Annotated in this window: 10 protein-coding genes and 2 pseudogenes; 9 read left to right on the forward strand and 3 right to left on the reverse strand. The window is 49.4% G+C overall.

The window, feature by feature from the left end; translation table 11 throughout:
• Positions 1 to 145 precede the first annotated feature (145 nt).
• From SOHN41_RS09065 to SOHN41_RS09105, 9 genes are all read left to right on the forward strand, one after another.
• On the forward strand, positions 146 to 850 hold the full coding sequence (locus tag SOHN41_RS09065) for an EAL domain-containing protein (protein ID WP_037458627.1): 705 nt from the start codon (positions 146 to 148) through the stop codon (positions 848 to 850).
• A gap of 258 nt (positions 851 to 1,108) precedes the next feature.
• Positions 1,109 to 2,020: an AAA family ATPase gene (locus SOHN41_RS09070; protein WP_007648072.1), complete on the forward strand. Its 912-nt coding sequence runs from the start codon at positions 1,109 to 1,111 to the stop codon at positions 2,018 to 2,020.
• 54 nt (positions 2,021 to 2,074) lie between these two features.
• Positions 2,075 to 3,139, forward strand: coding sequence for a DUF58 domain-containing protein (locus SOHN41_RS09075; RefSeq protein WP_007648074.1), 1,065 nt, complete (start codon positions 2,075 to 2,077; stop codon positions 3,137 to 3,139).
• Positions 3,139 to 5,301, forward strand: coding sequence for a transglutaminase TgpA family protein (locus SOHN41_RS09080; RefSeq protein ID WP_007648076.1), 2,163 nt, complete (start codon positions 3,139 to 3,141; stop codon positions 5,299 to 5,301). Before SOHN41_RS09075 ends, SOHN41_RS09080 begins: the two co-directional genes overlap by 1 nt.
• A 123-nt stretch (positions 5,302 to 5,424) precedes the next feature.
• Positions 5,425 to 9,093 carry an exodeoxyribonuclease V subunit gamma gene (recC, locus tag SOHN41_RS09085; RefSeq protein ID WP_007648078.1) on the forward strand — a complete coding sequence of 1,223 codons (3,669 nt, stop codon included), beginning with the start codon at positions 5,425 to 5,427 and terminating at the stop codon, positions 9,091 to 9,093.
• Entirely contained in the window at positions 9,090 to 12,914 is a 3,825-nt protein-coding gene (gene recB / locus SOHN41_RS09090) for an exodeoxyribonuclease V subunit beta (RefSeq protein WP_007648081.1), read from the forward strand. The genes recC and recB overlap by 4 nt, the downstream gene beginning before the upstream one ends.
• Complete coding sequence (gene recD / locus SOHN41_RS09095; protein ID WP_007648083.1) at positions 12,911 to 15,028, forward strand: exodeoxyribonuclease V subunit alpha; 2,118 nt, start codon at positions 12,911 to 12,913, stop codon at positions 15,026 to 15,028. Before recB ends, recD begins: the two co-directional genes overlap by 4 nt.
• Before the next feature lie 22 nt (positions 15,029 to 15,050).
• A complete protein-coding gene (locus SOHN41_RS09100) occupies positions 15,051 to 15,446 on the forward strand; it encodes a hypothetical protein (protein ID WP_007648085.1) in 396 nt (131 codons plus the stop codon).
• Positions 15,447 to 15,534: 88 nt separating this feature from the next.
• Complete coding sequence (locus tag SOHN41_RS09105; protein WP_007648086.1) at positions 15,535 to 16,170, forward strand: PolC-type DNA polymerase III; 636 nt, start codon at positions 15,535 to 15,537, stop codon at positions 16,168 to 16,170.
• 171 nt (positions 16,171 to 16,341) lie between these two features.
• Here SOHN41_RS09105 and SOHN41_RS20395 read toward each other — a convergent pair.
• The 3 genes and pseudogenes from SOHN41_RS20395 to SOHN41_RS09110 form a co-directional block, all read right to left on the reverse strand.
• Positions 16,342 to 16,452 (reverse strand): annotated as a pseudogene (locus SOHN41_RS20395) (transposase); the annotation flags it as partial.
• Positions 16,445 to 16,525, reverse strand: a pseudogene (locus SOHN41_RS20630) (transposase); the annotation flags it as partial. The pseudogenes SOHN41_RS20395 and SOHN41_RS20630, both read right to left, overlap by 8 nt.
• Positions 16,526 to 16,661: 136 nt before the next feature.
• Positions 16,662 to 17,153 (reverse strand): hypothetical protein, encoded by a 492-nt coding sequence (locus tag SOHN41_RS09110; RefSeq protein ID WP_037458592.1) that lies wholly within the window; start codon positions 17,151 to 17,153, stop codon positions 16,662 to 16,664.
• Between the last annotated feature and the right edge of the window lie 22 nt (positions 17,154 to 17,175).

The raw sequence follows: 17,175 nt of genomic DNA on the forward strand, positions 1-17,175 counted from the left end.
TTTGACATTAGTCAATATAATTCAAATGATTATAAAAATGCACATTAAAGCAGCAATCAAACAACATTAAGGTAAACTTAATTGCACTGCTGCGGAATAAATGCAATTAATTAGCGATCTATGGATTACACCTCTGTATCTGGCAATGATCAATCTTCACTCTCTGACCCTAAGCTGTGAATATCAACCCTTTGTCAATCCGCAGGACCAAAGCATCGACGGCTACGAAGCCCTCGCCCGCTTTTACTTACCCGATGGTCAAGCGGTCGCTCCGAATCTGGTATTTGAGCAATTGCATGAGTCGAGCGTGACCTTAGCTGCAGTGGAATATCAGGCTAAAGCCTTTCAACTTCAACATGCTCCTAGGGAACAACGGCTCTTTATCAATATCGATCCCCATGCAGTGAATGGCCCATATACTGAGAAATTACTCACGCTCTTATCTGGCTATCAACACATTACCGTTGAAATTATTGAAAATACCTGTATCAGCGATGCGCAGCTTGCCAATCAACTCTTCCGTCAATTCAAAGAGGCCAATATTAAAGTGGCCCTCGATGATATAGGGGCACCCCATTCCTTACTGTCGGTCGATTTAATGATGAATGTGGACTTCCTCAAATTTGATCGCTACTGGTTAACCTTAATTGAGCAATCCCAGGGGATCCAACTGCTCGCGGCCTTAGTGGAGTTTGCCAAACGTACTGGCAAACAAACCATTTTGGAAGGAATCGAAACCGAGGCACAACTCGCTTTCGCCAAATCCATTGGGGTTGATTTCGTGCAGGGCTTTTTATTTAAATCATGGTTTATCCGCCCCAGCGGAGCACAGGCGTTGTGTTTAGGTTAACTAACGCGTCTCGGCCAAAACCATATAAATCCGCTGGATAAGCGCGGTATATTCCACCATAGTGATAGTATTCATCTGAGTGCATTTTAATTGCGCGCACTTTAATAGGTGAGCTGGGTGTCGATAAGCAGGCCCTCTGCGCTGTGGTGAACATCGCATAGCAATATCCTGCGATGTAGCATAATAAGGAACTGTTATTTAGTGAGAGTGATAGGGCTTATGTGATAGCCATAAAGCAAATGACACAAGGAGTTTTCCGTGGCACAAACTGGGATTAGCGAACTATTACAACAACTTGAGCAAGTATTGCTGGGTAAACCTCAACAAATCCGTTTGGCTTTGGCCTGCATCCTCGCCCGCGGTCATCTGCTAATTGAAGACTTGCCCGGCATGGGCAAAACCAGCCTTTCCCACGCCATCGCCCAAAGCTTAGGCCTAAGCTATCAAAGGGTACAATTCACCAGCGACATGTTACCCGCCGATATACTCGGGGTATCGATTTTTGATAAGCATCAAGCGCAATTTGTGTTCCACCCTGGGCCTATATTTAAACAGATGATCTTAGCCGATGAGATCAACCGCGCTAGCCCTAAAACCCAAAGTGCCTTACTCGAAGCAATGGCCGAACAACAAATCTCGGTCGATGGCATCACCCACAGGCTGCCGAGTCCCTTTTTTGTGATCGCGACGCAAAACCCCACGGATCAATCGGGCACTTTTCCACTCCCAGAATCCCAGTTAGATCGCTTTATGATGCGGCTTTCCATCGGTTACCCCAGCCACGATGCAGAATTTGCCATGCTTAAACATCATCATTCCCACCTTGCACTCGATCAACTCCCCCAATGCTTAACGCCTATGGTATTGATGCAACTGCAGGAGCAATGCGACAAAATCAGCGCATCCGATGCCCTACTCAATTATATTTTGGCCCTAGTGAGTTTTTCCCGAACTCAAGCCGAAAGTGTCGGTCTATCCCCCCGAGCAACTAAGGCACTATTACAAGCCGCTAAGGCATGGGCCTTTTTAGAAGGCAGACATTATTTGGTTCCCGAAGATGTGCAGGCGGTGTTTTGTGCCGTCGCCGAGCATAGGCTTAGAACCAGCAGCCAACTGCAGGGAGAAGCAATTTCGGAGCGGATCCTCGCAAGCGTCAATCCCATTATGTAGCAATAGCAGATCATCGGGGGAAACTAAGATGGTGAAGCCAGATGGTGAACCAGAGTGAAACGATTAATTGCGCCAATATGGCAGCGCTGGCTCACTCGGCGCCTGCCACCGAGCACTGAGATCACCCTCAGTCACCGCAGCATCTTTATTCTGCCCAGCGGCTTTGGCTTGATTTGGCTTGCACTGGTGTTGCTCTTATATTTGTTTGGCACAAACTATCAAAATAATTTAGTGATAGGCTTAAGTATTTTACTCTTGAGCCTGTTTAATACGGGGATCCTCTACAGTTATAAAAATCTCGCTGGATTGCATTTGCGGGCCGTCACGCCGCCTGAAGTCTATGCGGGGGAAACGATCACCTTTCCCGTATTACTCAGTTCTAATCACGTGAGCCATAACGTGAACTTGAGCTACCCAAAAAATCTCAGTTTCATTATTAAACAGGTTGGTGCGGACGAAGTTCAGGCTCTAATCCCCTTCGAGCATGGGGAGCGTGGCCTACTCAACCCTGGACGACTTAAGATTGAGTCTTTCTATCCCCTCGGGCTGTGTCGGGCTTGGTCCCATATCGATCTCGATACCCATCACTTAGTGTATGCCGCGCCCATCGAAGCGCCGGTCCACCTTGAAGCAACAGACAGTCAGCTTGAAGAGATGCCCCCCGAATTTGCGGGGAAACACGTTGCCGGCATAGACGAATTTAAGGGACTCAAACCCTATGTGCTCGGTGAGTCCTTAAAGCAAGTGGCGTGGAAACAATGGGCACAGGGACGCGGGTTATTGACTAAGGAATTTGAGCAACCACAGGGGGATCCCGTTTGGTTGAGATTAAAGCCCGATCCTAAACGGCTCGAATCCCAATTGAGCCAATTGAGCTGGCAGGTCAATAAACTCTCGCAACTCGAACAATATTTTGGCCTCCTGTTACACACACTCGAAGGGGACGATATTGTCCTCGCTCCCGCCATAGGCAACAGCCATAGAGTGGCCTGCCAGAGGGCATTAGCACTCTACCCGCAGATCGATGTCTTATTCAAACAATCTGCTCGTACAACCCATCCTATCGGGAAAACGTTTAGCCAAAGACGTGATATCCCCACTGTGGAGGATACGCGCTAATGTTCACCAAGAAGACGGCGCTATCGAGCAACCTTGGCTCACCACAGACCGGAGAAAATATCAGCCGCCAAACCCTCTTTTGGTTGCTGCTAACTAATCTGGCAGTATTGAGTCCTCTGCTTGATAAAACTACGCCTTGGACACTGGGGATCTGTGCCATCTGTCTTGTATGGCGCATCGGCATTTATGTGGGTAAAGTCGCTAAGCCTCCCCGTTTTTTAGTCACTAGCCTTGCCATTGGTGCTGCAATCACCCTAGCGTTGGTTTCTGGGGAAATAGGGTTACTGAATGCCTTAGTCAATCTGCTCATTCTAGGTTATGCCTTAAAATACATTGAGATGCGAAGCCTTCGAGATGTACGGGCCGTCGTCATTGTGGGCTATTTTCTGATCGCACTGAGCTTTATCGATCACCAATCTATGCTCAACACTGTGCATTTACTGGGGGTCACAGTGATCAACACCTGTGTACTGGTGACCCTGTATCAAACCAAGCAGTCATGGCAACATACGGCATGGATGAGTGGTAAATTACTCCTGCAGAGTGCACCTCTGGCACTGTTATTATTTTTAGTCCTACCACGCTTTGCACCACTCTGGTTGGTGCCCAATATGAAAGAGGCGCAAACCGGATTATCCGATACTCTGTCTGTAGGGGACATTACTAAGCTGACCCGTTCCACTGAATTGGCCTTTCGGGCCAGTTTTCAAGGGGACAGTCCGCGTAATGCCCACCTCTACTGGCGGGCACTGGTACTGGAAGATTATGATGGCCTCACTTGGCGCCAGGAGATCGGCATCAAAAAACTGCAGCAGGATGCTTTTCTTTTACTCCCTTATCGGCCCAACCCTGCCAAGCAGTTCACCTTAGCGGAATCAAAATTAGCGCAGGATCCCAAAACAAACTCGGCCACCCCGCCACAGGCTGCACCGAACCCACAACCCAGCATTTATCGCTATCAAGTGATTGCCGAGCCCAGCCACCAGCCCTGGTTATTTGGTTTAGATCTGGCCTACAGCCAGGATGAAGGCATAGTCAACCTGCCCGATTATCGCCTCTATGCCCTACGGAATGTCGATCAGCGCATCAGCTATCGAGTGGAGTCATGGCCCAGCGTGCCCATGGATCTTCAACTCACAAACGCACAAAGGGATATCAACCTTAAGCTTCCCAGTGGCAGCAATCCCCGAACTTTGGCCCTTGCCAAGCAATTCAACACTCAATATCCCGCCCCTAAGCAGCGTCTTTGGGCCATGATGCGCTATTTCAATAGTCAACCTTATTTCTATACCCTCACGCCACCACCACTAGGGCCGCAACAGATAGATGATTTTTTGTTTGAAAATAAAGCCGGCTTTTGTGTGCACTATGCCTCGGCCTTGATTTTTATGGCACGGGCAACCGGGTTACCCGCGCGCATGGTCACAGGTTATCAGGGCGGTGAATACAATCCCCAGGCGGGATATTTAAGTGTGTACCAATATATGGCCCACGCATGGGCAGAAATTTGGCTAGAGGGTGAAGGTTGGGTGCGATTTGACCCCACAGCTATGGTGGCCCCCAATCGTATCGAACTGGGTTTTGATGCCCAGTTTGATCCAGAGCAAAGTTACCTGCAAGAAAGCCCATTTAGCCCCCTGCGCTTAAAGTCACTCCCTTGGCTTAATGAACTAAGACAAAGATTTGCCAGCATAGATTATTACTGGAGCCTATGGGTGCTTGGCTTTAACCAAGAACGGCAAAATAAGGTGTTGAGTCACCTACTCGGAGATGTGACTAAGACAAAAGTTGCGGTATTGATGGGCCTATGCATCGGTCTGATTGGACTGTACATTGCCTACAGTGTGGGGTTATTCCGGGTTAAACAGGGGCAAGATCCCATCAGCGAACGCTACCAAGGCATTTGCAAACGCCTAGCGAAACACGGGATCACCCGCAGCCCAAACCAAGGCCCCAACCATTTTGCCGCGCAAATATTAACCGACTATCGGCATAAAGCACCGAAATTGTGTTCGCTGTTTAGCGAGTTAACCGAGAGTTATGTCGCCCTAAAATACCAGGACTTACCGGCACAGGTTTACCAGCAGCAATTAGTACAATTTAAAACCAAAGCTAAGGCACTTCACTTGCTGCTGATGCGTCCCAATAAGCACTTAAAATAAGCGCTTAATTCAGCCTAACGGCTAAGGCTTGTTGAATCTTATAAATCAAACACATAGAATTGCTGTTAAGCACATACTCATCACTATTGTCACCCTTGAGTGACACAAGATCACGGGTTGAACATGTTAAAGTTAATCCAGTCCAATCAAATGGAAGTGCTCTGCGCCCATTTAGCCGCATACCTTCGCCAGCGAGTGCCAAATGCACGCCTACTGCAAAGCGAGCATATTTTGGTGCAAAGCCCCGGTATGTCAACTTGGCTGCGCCTCGAAATAGCCAAACAGAATGGGGTCGCTGCCGCACTGGAATTTCCTTTGCCATCAAGCTTTACCTGGCAGCTCTGCCACGAGCTATTGCCCAATGTGCCCAAGGATAATGCCTTTACCAAGGCGGCAATGACCTGGAAACTGATGCAGCTGCTGCCAAAGCTATTGGCCGATGAAACCTTTGGGCCTTTAAGGCATTATTTAGCCTCATGTTCCCCTGAGTTAACTCAAGCCAACACTGAAACACATACCCAAACCGATGAGCCCTTAGATCAGATTAAGCTCTACCAACTCTGTGGCCGTATCGCCGACATCTTCGACCAATATTTAGTCTACCGTCCCGACTGGATGTTAGCTTGGGAGCAAAATGCCCAACCCGAAGGCTTACAACTCAATGAAGAACAGGCATGGCAGCCGCGGTTATGGCGCGCCCTTGTGGCCTTTAACCGTGATGAACTTAAGCAAAGCTATTACCACAGGGCAAACCTGCACTCTGATTTAATTGCTCGCCTTGGGGATCCCGCAACCTCCCTTGCCAAATTACCCCAACGCTTATTTGTATTTGGTATTTCTTCAATGGCACCACAAACCCTTGAAGTACTTTACCATTTGGCAGGCCGTATCGATGTTGTCATCCTCGGGCTCAGCCCCTGTCAGCACTATTGGGGGGATATAGTCGATCCCCGTCACCGCGCCCGTATGGCGGTGCAATATGCCGGTAAACGGCAATTAGCCGAGCAATGGGAAGACAAGCTTGAGGTGGGTAATCCGCTGCTCGCCAATAACGGTAAAATGGGCCGCGAGTTGCTCGATATGCTGCTCGAACTGCCAAGCGATCACTGTGATTTTGGCCATGATGTCTATCGTGAGCCCTGTGATAACCCGAATGATCCCCAAAATCGGGCCAGTATGCTCCACGGGGTGCAATACGATATTTTAGAGATGCAGACCCTAGACAGGGTTTTAGGACCAGATACCACGCTTTATCAAAATACGAGTGCGCGGCGCATCCTCAAACAGGACGATGAATCGATTAGCATCATCAGTTGCCACAGCCCATTGCGGGAGGTCGAAACCCTGCACGATCACTTGCTCGACCTACTCGACCGCCATAGCCAAGGCCAAGCAACAGATCCGCTATTACCTAAAGACATAGTCGTGATGATGCCCGATGTCGCCGCCTATGCCCCCTATATCGATGCCGTCTTTGCCGCCAAGCAAGGACTAGAGTACATTCCCTACGCCATTGCCGACCGCGGCGCCGCCCAGGAATCACCGCTGATCAACAGTTTTTTAAATTTACTGGGCATAAACCAGAGCCGCTTCGGCCTGACCGATATTCTGAGCATACTGGAAGTGCCTGCGATTCTGCGCCGCTTTGGACTCGATGACGACGAGCTGCAACTGATCCGTCGCTGGTTGGATGATGCAGGAGTCCGTTGGGGACGGGATCAACATAGCCGCCTTAAACAAGGCGTTCCCGCCTTTGAACAAAACTCCTGGGCCTTTGGGATCCGACGATTAATTTTAGGTTATGCCCTCAGTGACGATGCGCCTCTCTATCTGGACAACCTAGTGGTCACGGGGGTTGAAGGTCAATCGGCCCAAGCACTGGGCAAGTTACTCAACTTTATCGAAGTTCTCGATGACACAGCGCAACAATTTGAACAGCCACAAACGGGGACGGCACGCTTAGCCGAGTTAAGCCTGATGCTCGATGCCTTCTACGCCACCGATGAGGATGAGCGCGAGCAATTACAGGAAATCCGCGACGCCATCGCCGCATTAGAGCAGGAATTGCTGTCTGCAGCCCCTGCCGCCCAGTCGCCAGAGGCCATAGTGCCGCAGCATCTGTCCAATGAACTCACCCTGAGCATTGAGGTATTGCAGCAATGGTTTAATCAACGCTTAACCGAGTCCCGCGTAGGCCAACGCTACCTCGCAGGGAGCGTGAATTTTTGCACCTTAATGCCGATGCGGTCCATTCCCTTTAAGGTGGTGTGTTTACTGGGAATGAACGATGGTGTTTACCCTAGGGTAACTCACCCTGTGGGCTTTGATTTAATGGCCCACTTTGGGGCGCGTAAGGGCGACAGATCCCGCCGACTCGATGATAGATATCTCTTTTTAGAAGCCCTATTATCCGCCCGCGAGCAGCTCTATATCAGCTATATTGGCCGCAGTGAACGGGACAATTCAGAACGGATCGCCTCTATGTTAGTCTCTGAACTGATTGAGTATTGCCAGCTTTGCTACCTGCCCGAAAACCTATTGTCTGAGCTTGAAACCACCAAAGCCGAAGCCGCAGAAACCGCCCTACACGACGCCATTGTCAGCCACCAACCGTTGCAGCCCTTCGATCCTCGCCTGTATCGCGCCCCTGCTGCGGGCAATGAAAATGCTAATGACGCAGGCATAAAACAGAGCTACAGCAAACAATGGTGTCCACCCAATAAGCTGCAGCCCATTCAGCGCTTTATTAATGACGATACCCAGATCCGCAGTTTGGATAACCTGCCTATCGATGCAGACAACACCGCGAATATGGCCCATGTGGATGTATCAGCCTTGATCCGTTTTTTCCGCAATCCGGCGCAATACTTCTTTAACCGCAGCCTTAAAGTCGATTTAAGTATTCGTATCCAAGCCGATGATAACGATGAACCCTTTGGATTAGATGCCCTCGAACGTTACCAGCTACAGGCCGAGTTACTGGACCATAACATTAGCCAAGGTATCACAGTTGCCGAACTCGATTTTATTGAACGCCTTAAAGCCAAGGGGAATCTCCCCATGCGCCCCTTCGATGAACTCTTGCTACGCCAATATCAACATGATATTTCACCGTTAATTGGTCGAACCTTATTCCTTAAGGGAGAACAACCGAGCCACCATGGGGATATTAAACTCCACTTTGATCCCACGATTTATCCCTTAGGCGAAATACGCACTATCCTCCTCGAGGGCAGAATCGACGATATAAGCCCTAAGGGACTGGTCAATTACCGCCCCGGCAGTGCCCATGGCCGCGATCTGCTGCGCCTGTACATTCGCCATTTATGCTTAATGGCGATGGGCCACACTCAGGCCAGCTATCTGCTCGATATGGGGCATTTCCATGCACTGTCCCCGATTCATCCCGAGCAGGCCCACACAGGGTTAAGGGATTTACTGCAATTATTCTTCCAGGGGCAGCAACATCCCCTGTGTTTTATGCCCAGAACCTCCCTCGCCTACGCCCAAGCCGAGGGGGAGCATGCTGACAAACTGAAGGAAGCAGAGGCTGAATGGTTAGATGAACAGGGCGAAATCGGCGAAGGTACAGAGCCACACTACCAAAGGCTGTTTCAGTTCCCCAAGGACTTCACCCAAGCTCGCTTTGGGGAACTGGCGCAGCGCATTTATACACCTATGGTGAGCCTATATCATAAGGGTACCTTAGCGGATCTGGAGGACTTTGCCCTTAACGAAGGCATGACCTTAGGTGCAATCAGCCCCGGTCGCGAAGAAGGAGTACAGGCATGAGTCACCCGATAGGCCTGGACTCCCATAAGCAGGCACAAACCCTTAATCCCTTAACCCTACCCTTTGGTGGCAGTCGCCTGATCGAAGCCAGTGCGGGAACGGGGAAAACCTACACTATCTCAGGGCTATACCTGCGATTACTCCTAGGTGATATCACAGGAACTGGTGACAGCGGCAATCCCCTCACCTGTGAGCAAATTTTGGTGGTCACCTTTACCAATGCCGCCACCGAGGAGCTAAGGGATCGTATTCGTCGCCGTATTCAAGTCGCCTTTAAGCGTTTTTTAGGCCTAAGCGTGGACGACCCCTTCGTTGAAGCGCTTTACCAGAATACCCCAGAGGAGCAGCGACCTATTGCCCTAAGGCGTTTCGATTTGGCATTAAAGTCCCTCGATGAGGCAGCGATTTTTACTATCCATGGTTTCTGTCAGCGAATTTTAGCGGATCTTGCCTTTGAGTCTTCCCTACTGTTCGAGTCGGACTTTACCTTAGACGACAGTGAGTTTTTACACCATGCGGTGCGGGATTTTTGGCGTGAAACCTGTTATCCATTACCAGATGACTTAGCCGAAATCATTGCCAAGGAATTTGCGGATCCCGATAGTTTAGTCAAGCAATTACGCCCGCTACTCGGGGCGAGCCAAGCTATACCCCTAGTATCCACGGCAAAGTTTGCCACCTTAGCCCAATCCCTGCAGCAAAGTTTAGCGCGCTTTAAATTAGCGTGGCCCCGTGGCCGCGATGGCTTGCTCGAACTGCTCCACAGCTTGCCCTTAAACGGCACCCGATTTGGTAAGGCCAGCGATCAGTACCCCAGACTTGCAGAGATGTTCGATAGCCTAGACAACTGGCTCGCCTCGGGCCGCGGACTGCCTTCGCCAAAAGCCCTAGAGGCTTTATCCCTATCAACGCTAAAACTCAATAAGGGCGGCGTGATCCCAAGCGTGGCAGAGGCGCCCTTAATGGCACATATAGAACAGCTCGCCACGCTTATCGCCGACATCAAACCCGCGTTTTTATACAGTGCCAAACTGGGGATAAGCGCTCGTTTTGCCAAGCAAAAGCAGCAAAAAAATGTGCTCACACCGGATGATCTACTGACGAGCCTTGAGGCGGCACTACGCGCCAACCATCAGAGTTTACCTCAGGCCGTGGCGAGCCGCTTCCCGGTAGCGCTGATCGATGAATTCCAAGACACAGATCCATTACAATTTTCAATTTTTTCACAGATTTACCAGCTAGATAGCCCACAACATTCGAAGGATAAGCTCCCAGCGGCAGGTAAGGCACTTGGCCTACTGATGATAGGCGATCCCAAGCAGGCGATTTATGCCTTCCGTGGCGCCGATATCCATACCTATATTGAGGCCCGCAAGGCCACGGCCGAACACTATCACTTAGACACGAACTATCGTTCGGGCGCTAATATGGTGGCGGGGGTGAATCACCTGTTTAGCCAGCATCCTAATGCCTTTATCAGTGATTCAATCCCCTTTGAGGCGGTTAAAACACCCAGTGCGGCCAAAAACAAAGTCTTAACTGAGAAAATACCCACCGCGGCATCCCTCAGATTAAGGCTGCTGGGTGAAACCGACAATGGCCTAAATAAAACCTTAGCCAGGCAAATACTGGCGGAGGATGCGGCCGCAGAAATCACAAGGTTATTGACCGATGCGGCCAATGGCGAGTGTCTCAGTCCTAAGGGACCACTAGTGGCGAAGGACATTGCCATCCTAGTGCGGGACCGCAACGAAGCGGCGGTGATGAAAACCGCCTTAAATAAACGCCAAATTGGTGCAGTCTTTTTAAGCCGTGACAGTGTGTTTAGCACCTTAGAGGCGCGGGAAATGGTGTTAGTGCTGCGCTCATTGGCCGATCCTAAGGATGAGCGTGCCCTGCGCAGCGCACTGGCTAGTGCATTATTAGGCTATAGCGCGGAGCAAATTCATGCATTTAATCAAGATGAAGAGCAGCGGCAGCAACTTCTAGAGCAGTTTTTTAATCTGCATCAAGTGTGGCAAAAACGCGGCATCATGCCCGCTCTGTTAAGCCTCGCCAATAGCACTCATCTGATCGAACGCCTATTAGCCACAGGTAACACCCGAGCCGAGGATAGGCAGGATGGCCCCCTGGCCGACAACATAGACGGCGAGCGGCGTTTAACCGACTTTCGTCATCTTGCCGAGTTATTACAGCAAAAATCCACTGAGCTGGATGGCATAAGCGCTCTTCTCAATTGGTATGAACAGCAACTGATTGATAATACAGGCACAGATGAGCAGCAATTGCGGCTAGAGAGTGAACAGAATCTAGTACAGATTATCACTATCCATAAGAGTAAGGGCCTTGAGTACCCCGTCTGCTTTATCCCCTTTGTTAGCCTTGCGCGGGACAATCGCCGCAGACCTTCACCTATGCTTTACCACAGGACCAATGCCCAGGGGGGACAAGAACTGGTATGGGATATTGAGGGTACAGACGAAGGCTGGGAACAAGCCAAGCAAGAAACCTTAGCCGAAGATCTCCGCCTATTATATGTGGCGCTCACCCGCCCCGTTTACCTCTGCTATTTATCGGTTGCCAATCATAGCCGTCAACTTAAAAACGGGCTCAAGAGTCAGTTACATGAAACGGCCATAGGCTATCTGCTGGGCATTGATGACGACAACTGCGACTTTAGCCGCCTGTGCCAAGCGGTGCAGCGGCTTATCCAAGACCTTGATGCGATCAATTTTGCCATAGTGCCCGAGAATATCGACCCAAGCTCATTGCCCTCAAGCCAAGATGAGACGCAGGCGTTAAGCGCTAAAACCGTCACTCGCCAATATATGACGCCCTGGCGGATAGGCAGTTATTCCGGCTTAGTCAAAAACGCCAGCCAGGGTAAGGCCAAGCCAGGGGCCGATGATGAGGCCCTAGGATCACTTGAGTTAGATGGCGCATTTGGCTCTGCGATCCTTAATCTATTAGGACAAATCGCCAGCGATCCTCAAACAGGAGACCCAGATCCCCTCGCCTTAAGCCGTTTTAACTTCGAGCGCGGCGCCAATGCGGGCAGTTTTATGCATTTAGTGTTGGAACTCATTGATTTTACAAAGGCTGAAATCGATTTAGTACAACATTTACCTAAGGCAATGCTGCAATATGCTATTGCCCCAGAATGGCAAACGGTACTACAGGCTTGGTATCTGGATCTGTTGCACGCACCGCTCGCACCGATCCCCAGTGAAACTGCACCATCGGATGCGATTGCCTCGGCGCACAACAGCAATACTCTGGCGAACCATTCACCGCTCTGTCTTGCCAAGCTCGCCCCAAAGGACACTTTAGTCGAGATGGAATTTTACCTGCCATTAAGTGCACTTAAGGATACTGAGCTCAATACTCTGTTGCTGCAGTATGGTTACGAATCAAGTCTCAAGTTTGACGAACTTGAGGGCATGTTGAAGGGTTTTATCGACTTAACCTTTGAATATCAAGGCAAGTTTTATATTGCTGACTATAAATCCAATCATTTAGGCGACTCGTTCCAAGCCTACCATCAGGGAGCGCTGCAACAAGCGATAACCGAGCACAGATACGATTTACAGTACATTCTCTATTCCTTGGCTCTGCACAGATACCTAGCACTGCGCCTACCAGACTACGACTACGACATGCATATTGGAGGTTGTTACTATCTGTTTTTACGGGGAATGTCGGCGCAGCAGCCTGGGTTTGGTGTCTATTACGATAAACCGCCCAAGGCGCTTATCTTAGCCCTCGATGCTTTGTTTAAGCGCAGTCCATTAACCCCAAAAGCGGCAGGAGCCACAGCATGAACACCACACTTGGGCCAAATGTAATGTCAAACAGGGTTATCGCACACGGTAAAACCGCTGAAAACTGGCTTGACTATGGTGCAGTGCAACTGACGGCACCCATAGAGGAACTGCTCAAACGCTGGGAATTAGAAAGGCTGCTGACACCGCTCGATCGCCATTTTGCCCTCGAAATGGCCCAGCTACACCCTAAGGATCAGCAGGATCCGCTATTTATCCTGCTGTGCGCCCTACTGAGCCAGCAATTATCTTCCCAACACAGTTGCCTTGTGCTGGCCCATCTAGTGCCGCTCAATCCCCTGGCCGAACAGTATAGCCATTGTAAACTCACCCTCAGCCTAGAGGCACTCAACGACAGATTGCAAACCTTTGATGCGGTTGGTCATGCAGGCAGTAATAAACCCCTTATCCTCGATAATGGCCGGTTATATCTACAGCGTTATTACCAGTTTGAGACCAAAGTCGCGGCGGCTTTAGTGCGACTCTCGCAGCAATCGAGCCTTGAAAATGAACAGGATCCCAGTCGCAATCTCGGGCCGTATTTAGATCAATTGTTCCCATCGATTCAGGAAAAAAATGCCATTGACTGGCAAAAAGTGGCCACAGCAACGGCGCTCGGTAAAAAACTGGCGGTGATCACCGGCGGCCCTGGTACAGGTAAAACCACCACAGTGACTAAGCTGTTGTTATTGCAACAAATGCTTAAACTTCGGGAAATCCGTCTAGTCGCACCGACGGGCAAAGCTGCCGCCCGTTTAAGTGAATCCATTAAGGCCTCTAAGACTCGTCTAGCAAAGGAACTGTTAACACTGACGCTTCCCCAGATGACCGCAGCCGCCAATACAAAGAGCACGGCGAATTTAACGGATAACGAGGCGCTCTTAAGGGCCCTAGCACAGATCCCCGAGGAAGCCTCGACCCTCCATAGGCTACTTGGGGTGATCCCCAATTCCACCCAATTTCGTCACCACCTAGGCAATCCCCTAAGACTCGATCTCTTGATTGTCGATGAAGCCTCTATGGTGGATTTACCTATGATGTATAAACTGCTCAGCGCCCTACCCGAACACGCCAGTTTAATTTTACTTGGGGATCAGGATCAGCTTGCCTCCGTCGAAGCCGGAGCCGTACTCGCCGATATTTGCGCCGGACTCAAGCGTGAAGATGCCCCCTATGGTGAGCAGGGTATTCCTTGGCAAATGCGTTACTCCAAGGAACAGGCAAATCGGCTAAGCCAGTTAACGGGTTTTGATTTAAGTCCCTATATCAGCGACTCACCCAAACTCGGCGATAGCCTGTGCATGTTAATGCATAGCCATAGGTTTAAGGGCGATGCCGGAATTGGGCTACTCGCCAGCGCGGTCAATCGCTCCGATTTGCAGGGGATATTAGCGGTCTGGCAACGGGGATTCGCCGAGCTTAACTGGTTAGAGCATGGGATGGAGCTCAATGCCACCCAAGCCAAGATCAGTGAGCCTGAAAACAATAGCGGACTCAATGCACTGCTTGAACAAGCGGTGAGTCTCTATGGTAATTATCTGAGTCCCTTGCTCCAAGGCGCCCGCCCAAGCACCTTTGATATTATCGAATCCTTTAACCAATATCGTATTTTATGTGCGATGCGCTCGGGCAATTATGGGGTCGAAGGGATCAACAGCTATGTCACTTTGGCCCTCACCAAGGCAAAACTTATCCAGCCACAGCAGGAGTTTTACCTCGGTAGGCCCATCATCATCCAAAGCAACGACTATAACTTAGGGCTATTTAACGGCGATATCGGGCTGATTTTACCAGACGAAGACAAACCCGAGCGATTAATGGCCCACTTTATCAAGGCCGACGGCAGCCAACTTAAGGTATTGCCCGCACGCTTACCCCGCCATGAAACCTGTTACGCGATGACAGTGCACAAAAGCCAAGGCAGTGAATTTAATCGGGTAGCCTTAGTCCTGCCGCCTAACCCCCAGCCTAGCCCAGTGGCAGCTACTCACCAAGGAATTAGTCTACACGGCCATTACCCGCGCAAAAGCGCATTTTACCTGCCTAGGCACCCAACCCGTTTTCGAGCGTGCCAGCAGCCAAATCACCCAAAGGGCATCTGGCCTTGCCGCTAGGCTTTGGGAATAAGGATCAACATTGAACAATAACGGCATAATTAAACTTCAAAATCTGCAACAGGTTACCACCCTGTTTGATGCCATAGCGCCCGAGGCAAATTTGCCCGCAGAATACTACAGCAAGACCCGGTATATTCCCTGGTCAACATTCGATGCTATGCAGGTCTATGCCCTCGATTTTGAGCCCTATCTCTCCATCGCCGATCGCTGCAATATGAACTTTTTTAGTATCAGCCAAAGTCAGCGGCGTTTATACCTTACATACTGTAACGATGCGGGCCATGCGCCGCGTTGGGAGGCAAGACCTATCACCCTAGCGCAGCTTCTGGATACTGAATTGATGGAATATTTACATCAAAATCATGCCTATAACTTAGGGCTTAGAATAAGTATGGATCTGCATTATGATATTTAAGCCCCGAGAAGTGCAGACAACTTAGCATCCACCTTGGCCCATTAAAGGGCCAAACACTTGAGAAAAATAACGAACCTAAGACAGATTTATGCCTAAAAAACCCACATTCAGTCCCGCAAATACCTTAGTAGTGCTCGACTTTGAAACCTCTGGCCTGTCCCCCAATCAAGGGGATCGCGCCATCGAAATCGGCGCGGTACTCATAGAAAAAGGTGTAATAACCGATCGATTTTCAGAGTTGATGAACCCAGGATTTAAGATCAGCGCCTTTATTGAGGACTACACGGGGATCAGCAATCAGATGCTTAAGCATGCGGCGCCCAATCACGAAGTGATGGCCCGTTTTGCCGACTTTATCGGCGATCACCATTTAGTCGCCCATAACGCAGCATTTGACCAACGCTTCCTCGATGCCGAATTTGCCCATATAGGCCATCAATATGCGGGGCAATTTGGTTGCTCTTTACTCGTGGCGAGGCGTTTATATCCCTTAGCCACCAATCATCAACTTGCAACCTTAGTTCGTTATAAGCAAATCCCCAACGACGGCACCTTTCACCGCGCCTTAGCCGATGCGCAGATGACAGGCCATCTGTGGCTCACCATGCTCGATGACTTGCAACGTGACTTCGCTATTTCTACCCCGCCATTTAGCCTACTGCAAACCCTAGCGAAAAAGGCAAAAGCGGATGTGCCCAAGTTTTTGCGTCAATACGGGAAATAAACCCGTTAATAAAAGTCCGGGCTCAGTTGTGGGGAAATAAAGGGAGAATTCATTCGGATGTAAAGGACTACACGGACAGAAAACGATTTAGGGATTTGCCTGTGTACTTTGTTCCTACTAAACAAAAGTAATGCAAAGCGTTGAACAGTCAGCATTGAGCAGTTCATCCGTTTAAGGGTGTAAAGCGTGACGAGAGGCTTTACCTTTACACCATTCTCCACTGTTGGGCTGCTTTTTGAATTCGCACATGCTATCCCATCGACTACTTATACCACTGAATCGATGTAAAATCAGAGGCTTGCAAAGAATCAACAATGCCTGCCCGAATAGGATTTAAATCCATGTACATCATGCACGGCTTGTTCGTCCCAAAAAAGATATACCTTTCCTTGTTGTTTTACTTGTTGCTCTTTTTCTTTTGTTGCACTTGCCCACGGGAAATTAACCGTATATCATTGATTATGTTTATTTTTCACCATACCACTTCAAAATTAAGTGTCCGATGGAATTAGACCAGAACATGCCCATTGCTGCTCAATATTTTGTTTGAGATTATTCCAATGATGCCAGCAAGACTCGGCCAACTCCAAAACATCAATGACCTCATTTTCTGTTACAACGGCAAATTTCCCTCGAACTCCTGAAAGCTCGGCATCTCCAACGCTCTCATATTGAACTCCTGCGAGATGAGGCTTTACATTCGACCACTGTTTCTTAGTTAATCTGCAATGTTTTGATTGGTTGGCCAAATCCGCGCAAATTTGAAGAGATTTATGACTTTCGATGAACTGCTTAATTTGATCAAATTCGACACAAATTTTATTAAGATTTACTACCCAATCTTGCAAATGATGACAGTGCATAAAGAAAGATAAAATATCATCTTCAACACACTCTCTATCATCCCACAAGATGACATTGTCACCAGAGTACACATTTCTAATTCGTTTTAGATATCGTTCAACTCGAGCAAACTGTTCCATATTACCTCTAAAACTAACGCCT

Source organism: Shewanella sp. HN-41, assembly GCF_000217915.1.
In the GTDB taxonomy this organism is placed as follows: domain Bacteria; phylum Pseudomonadota; class Gammaproteobacteria; order Enterobacterales; family Shewanellaceae; genus Shewanella.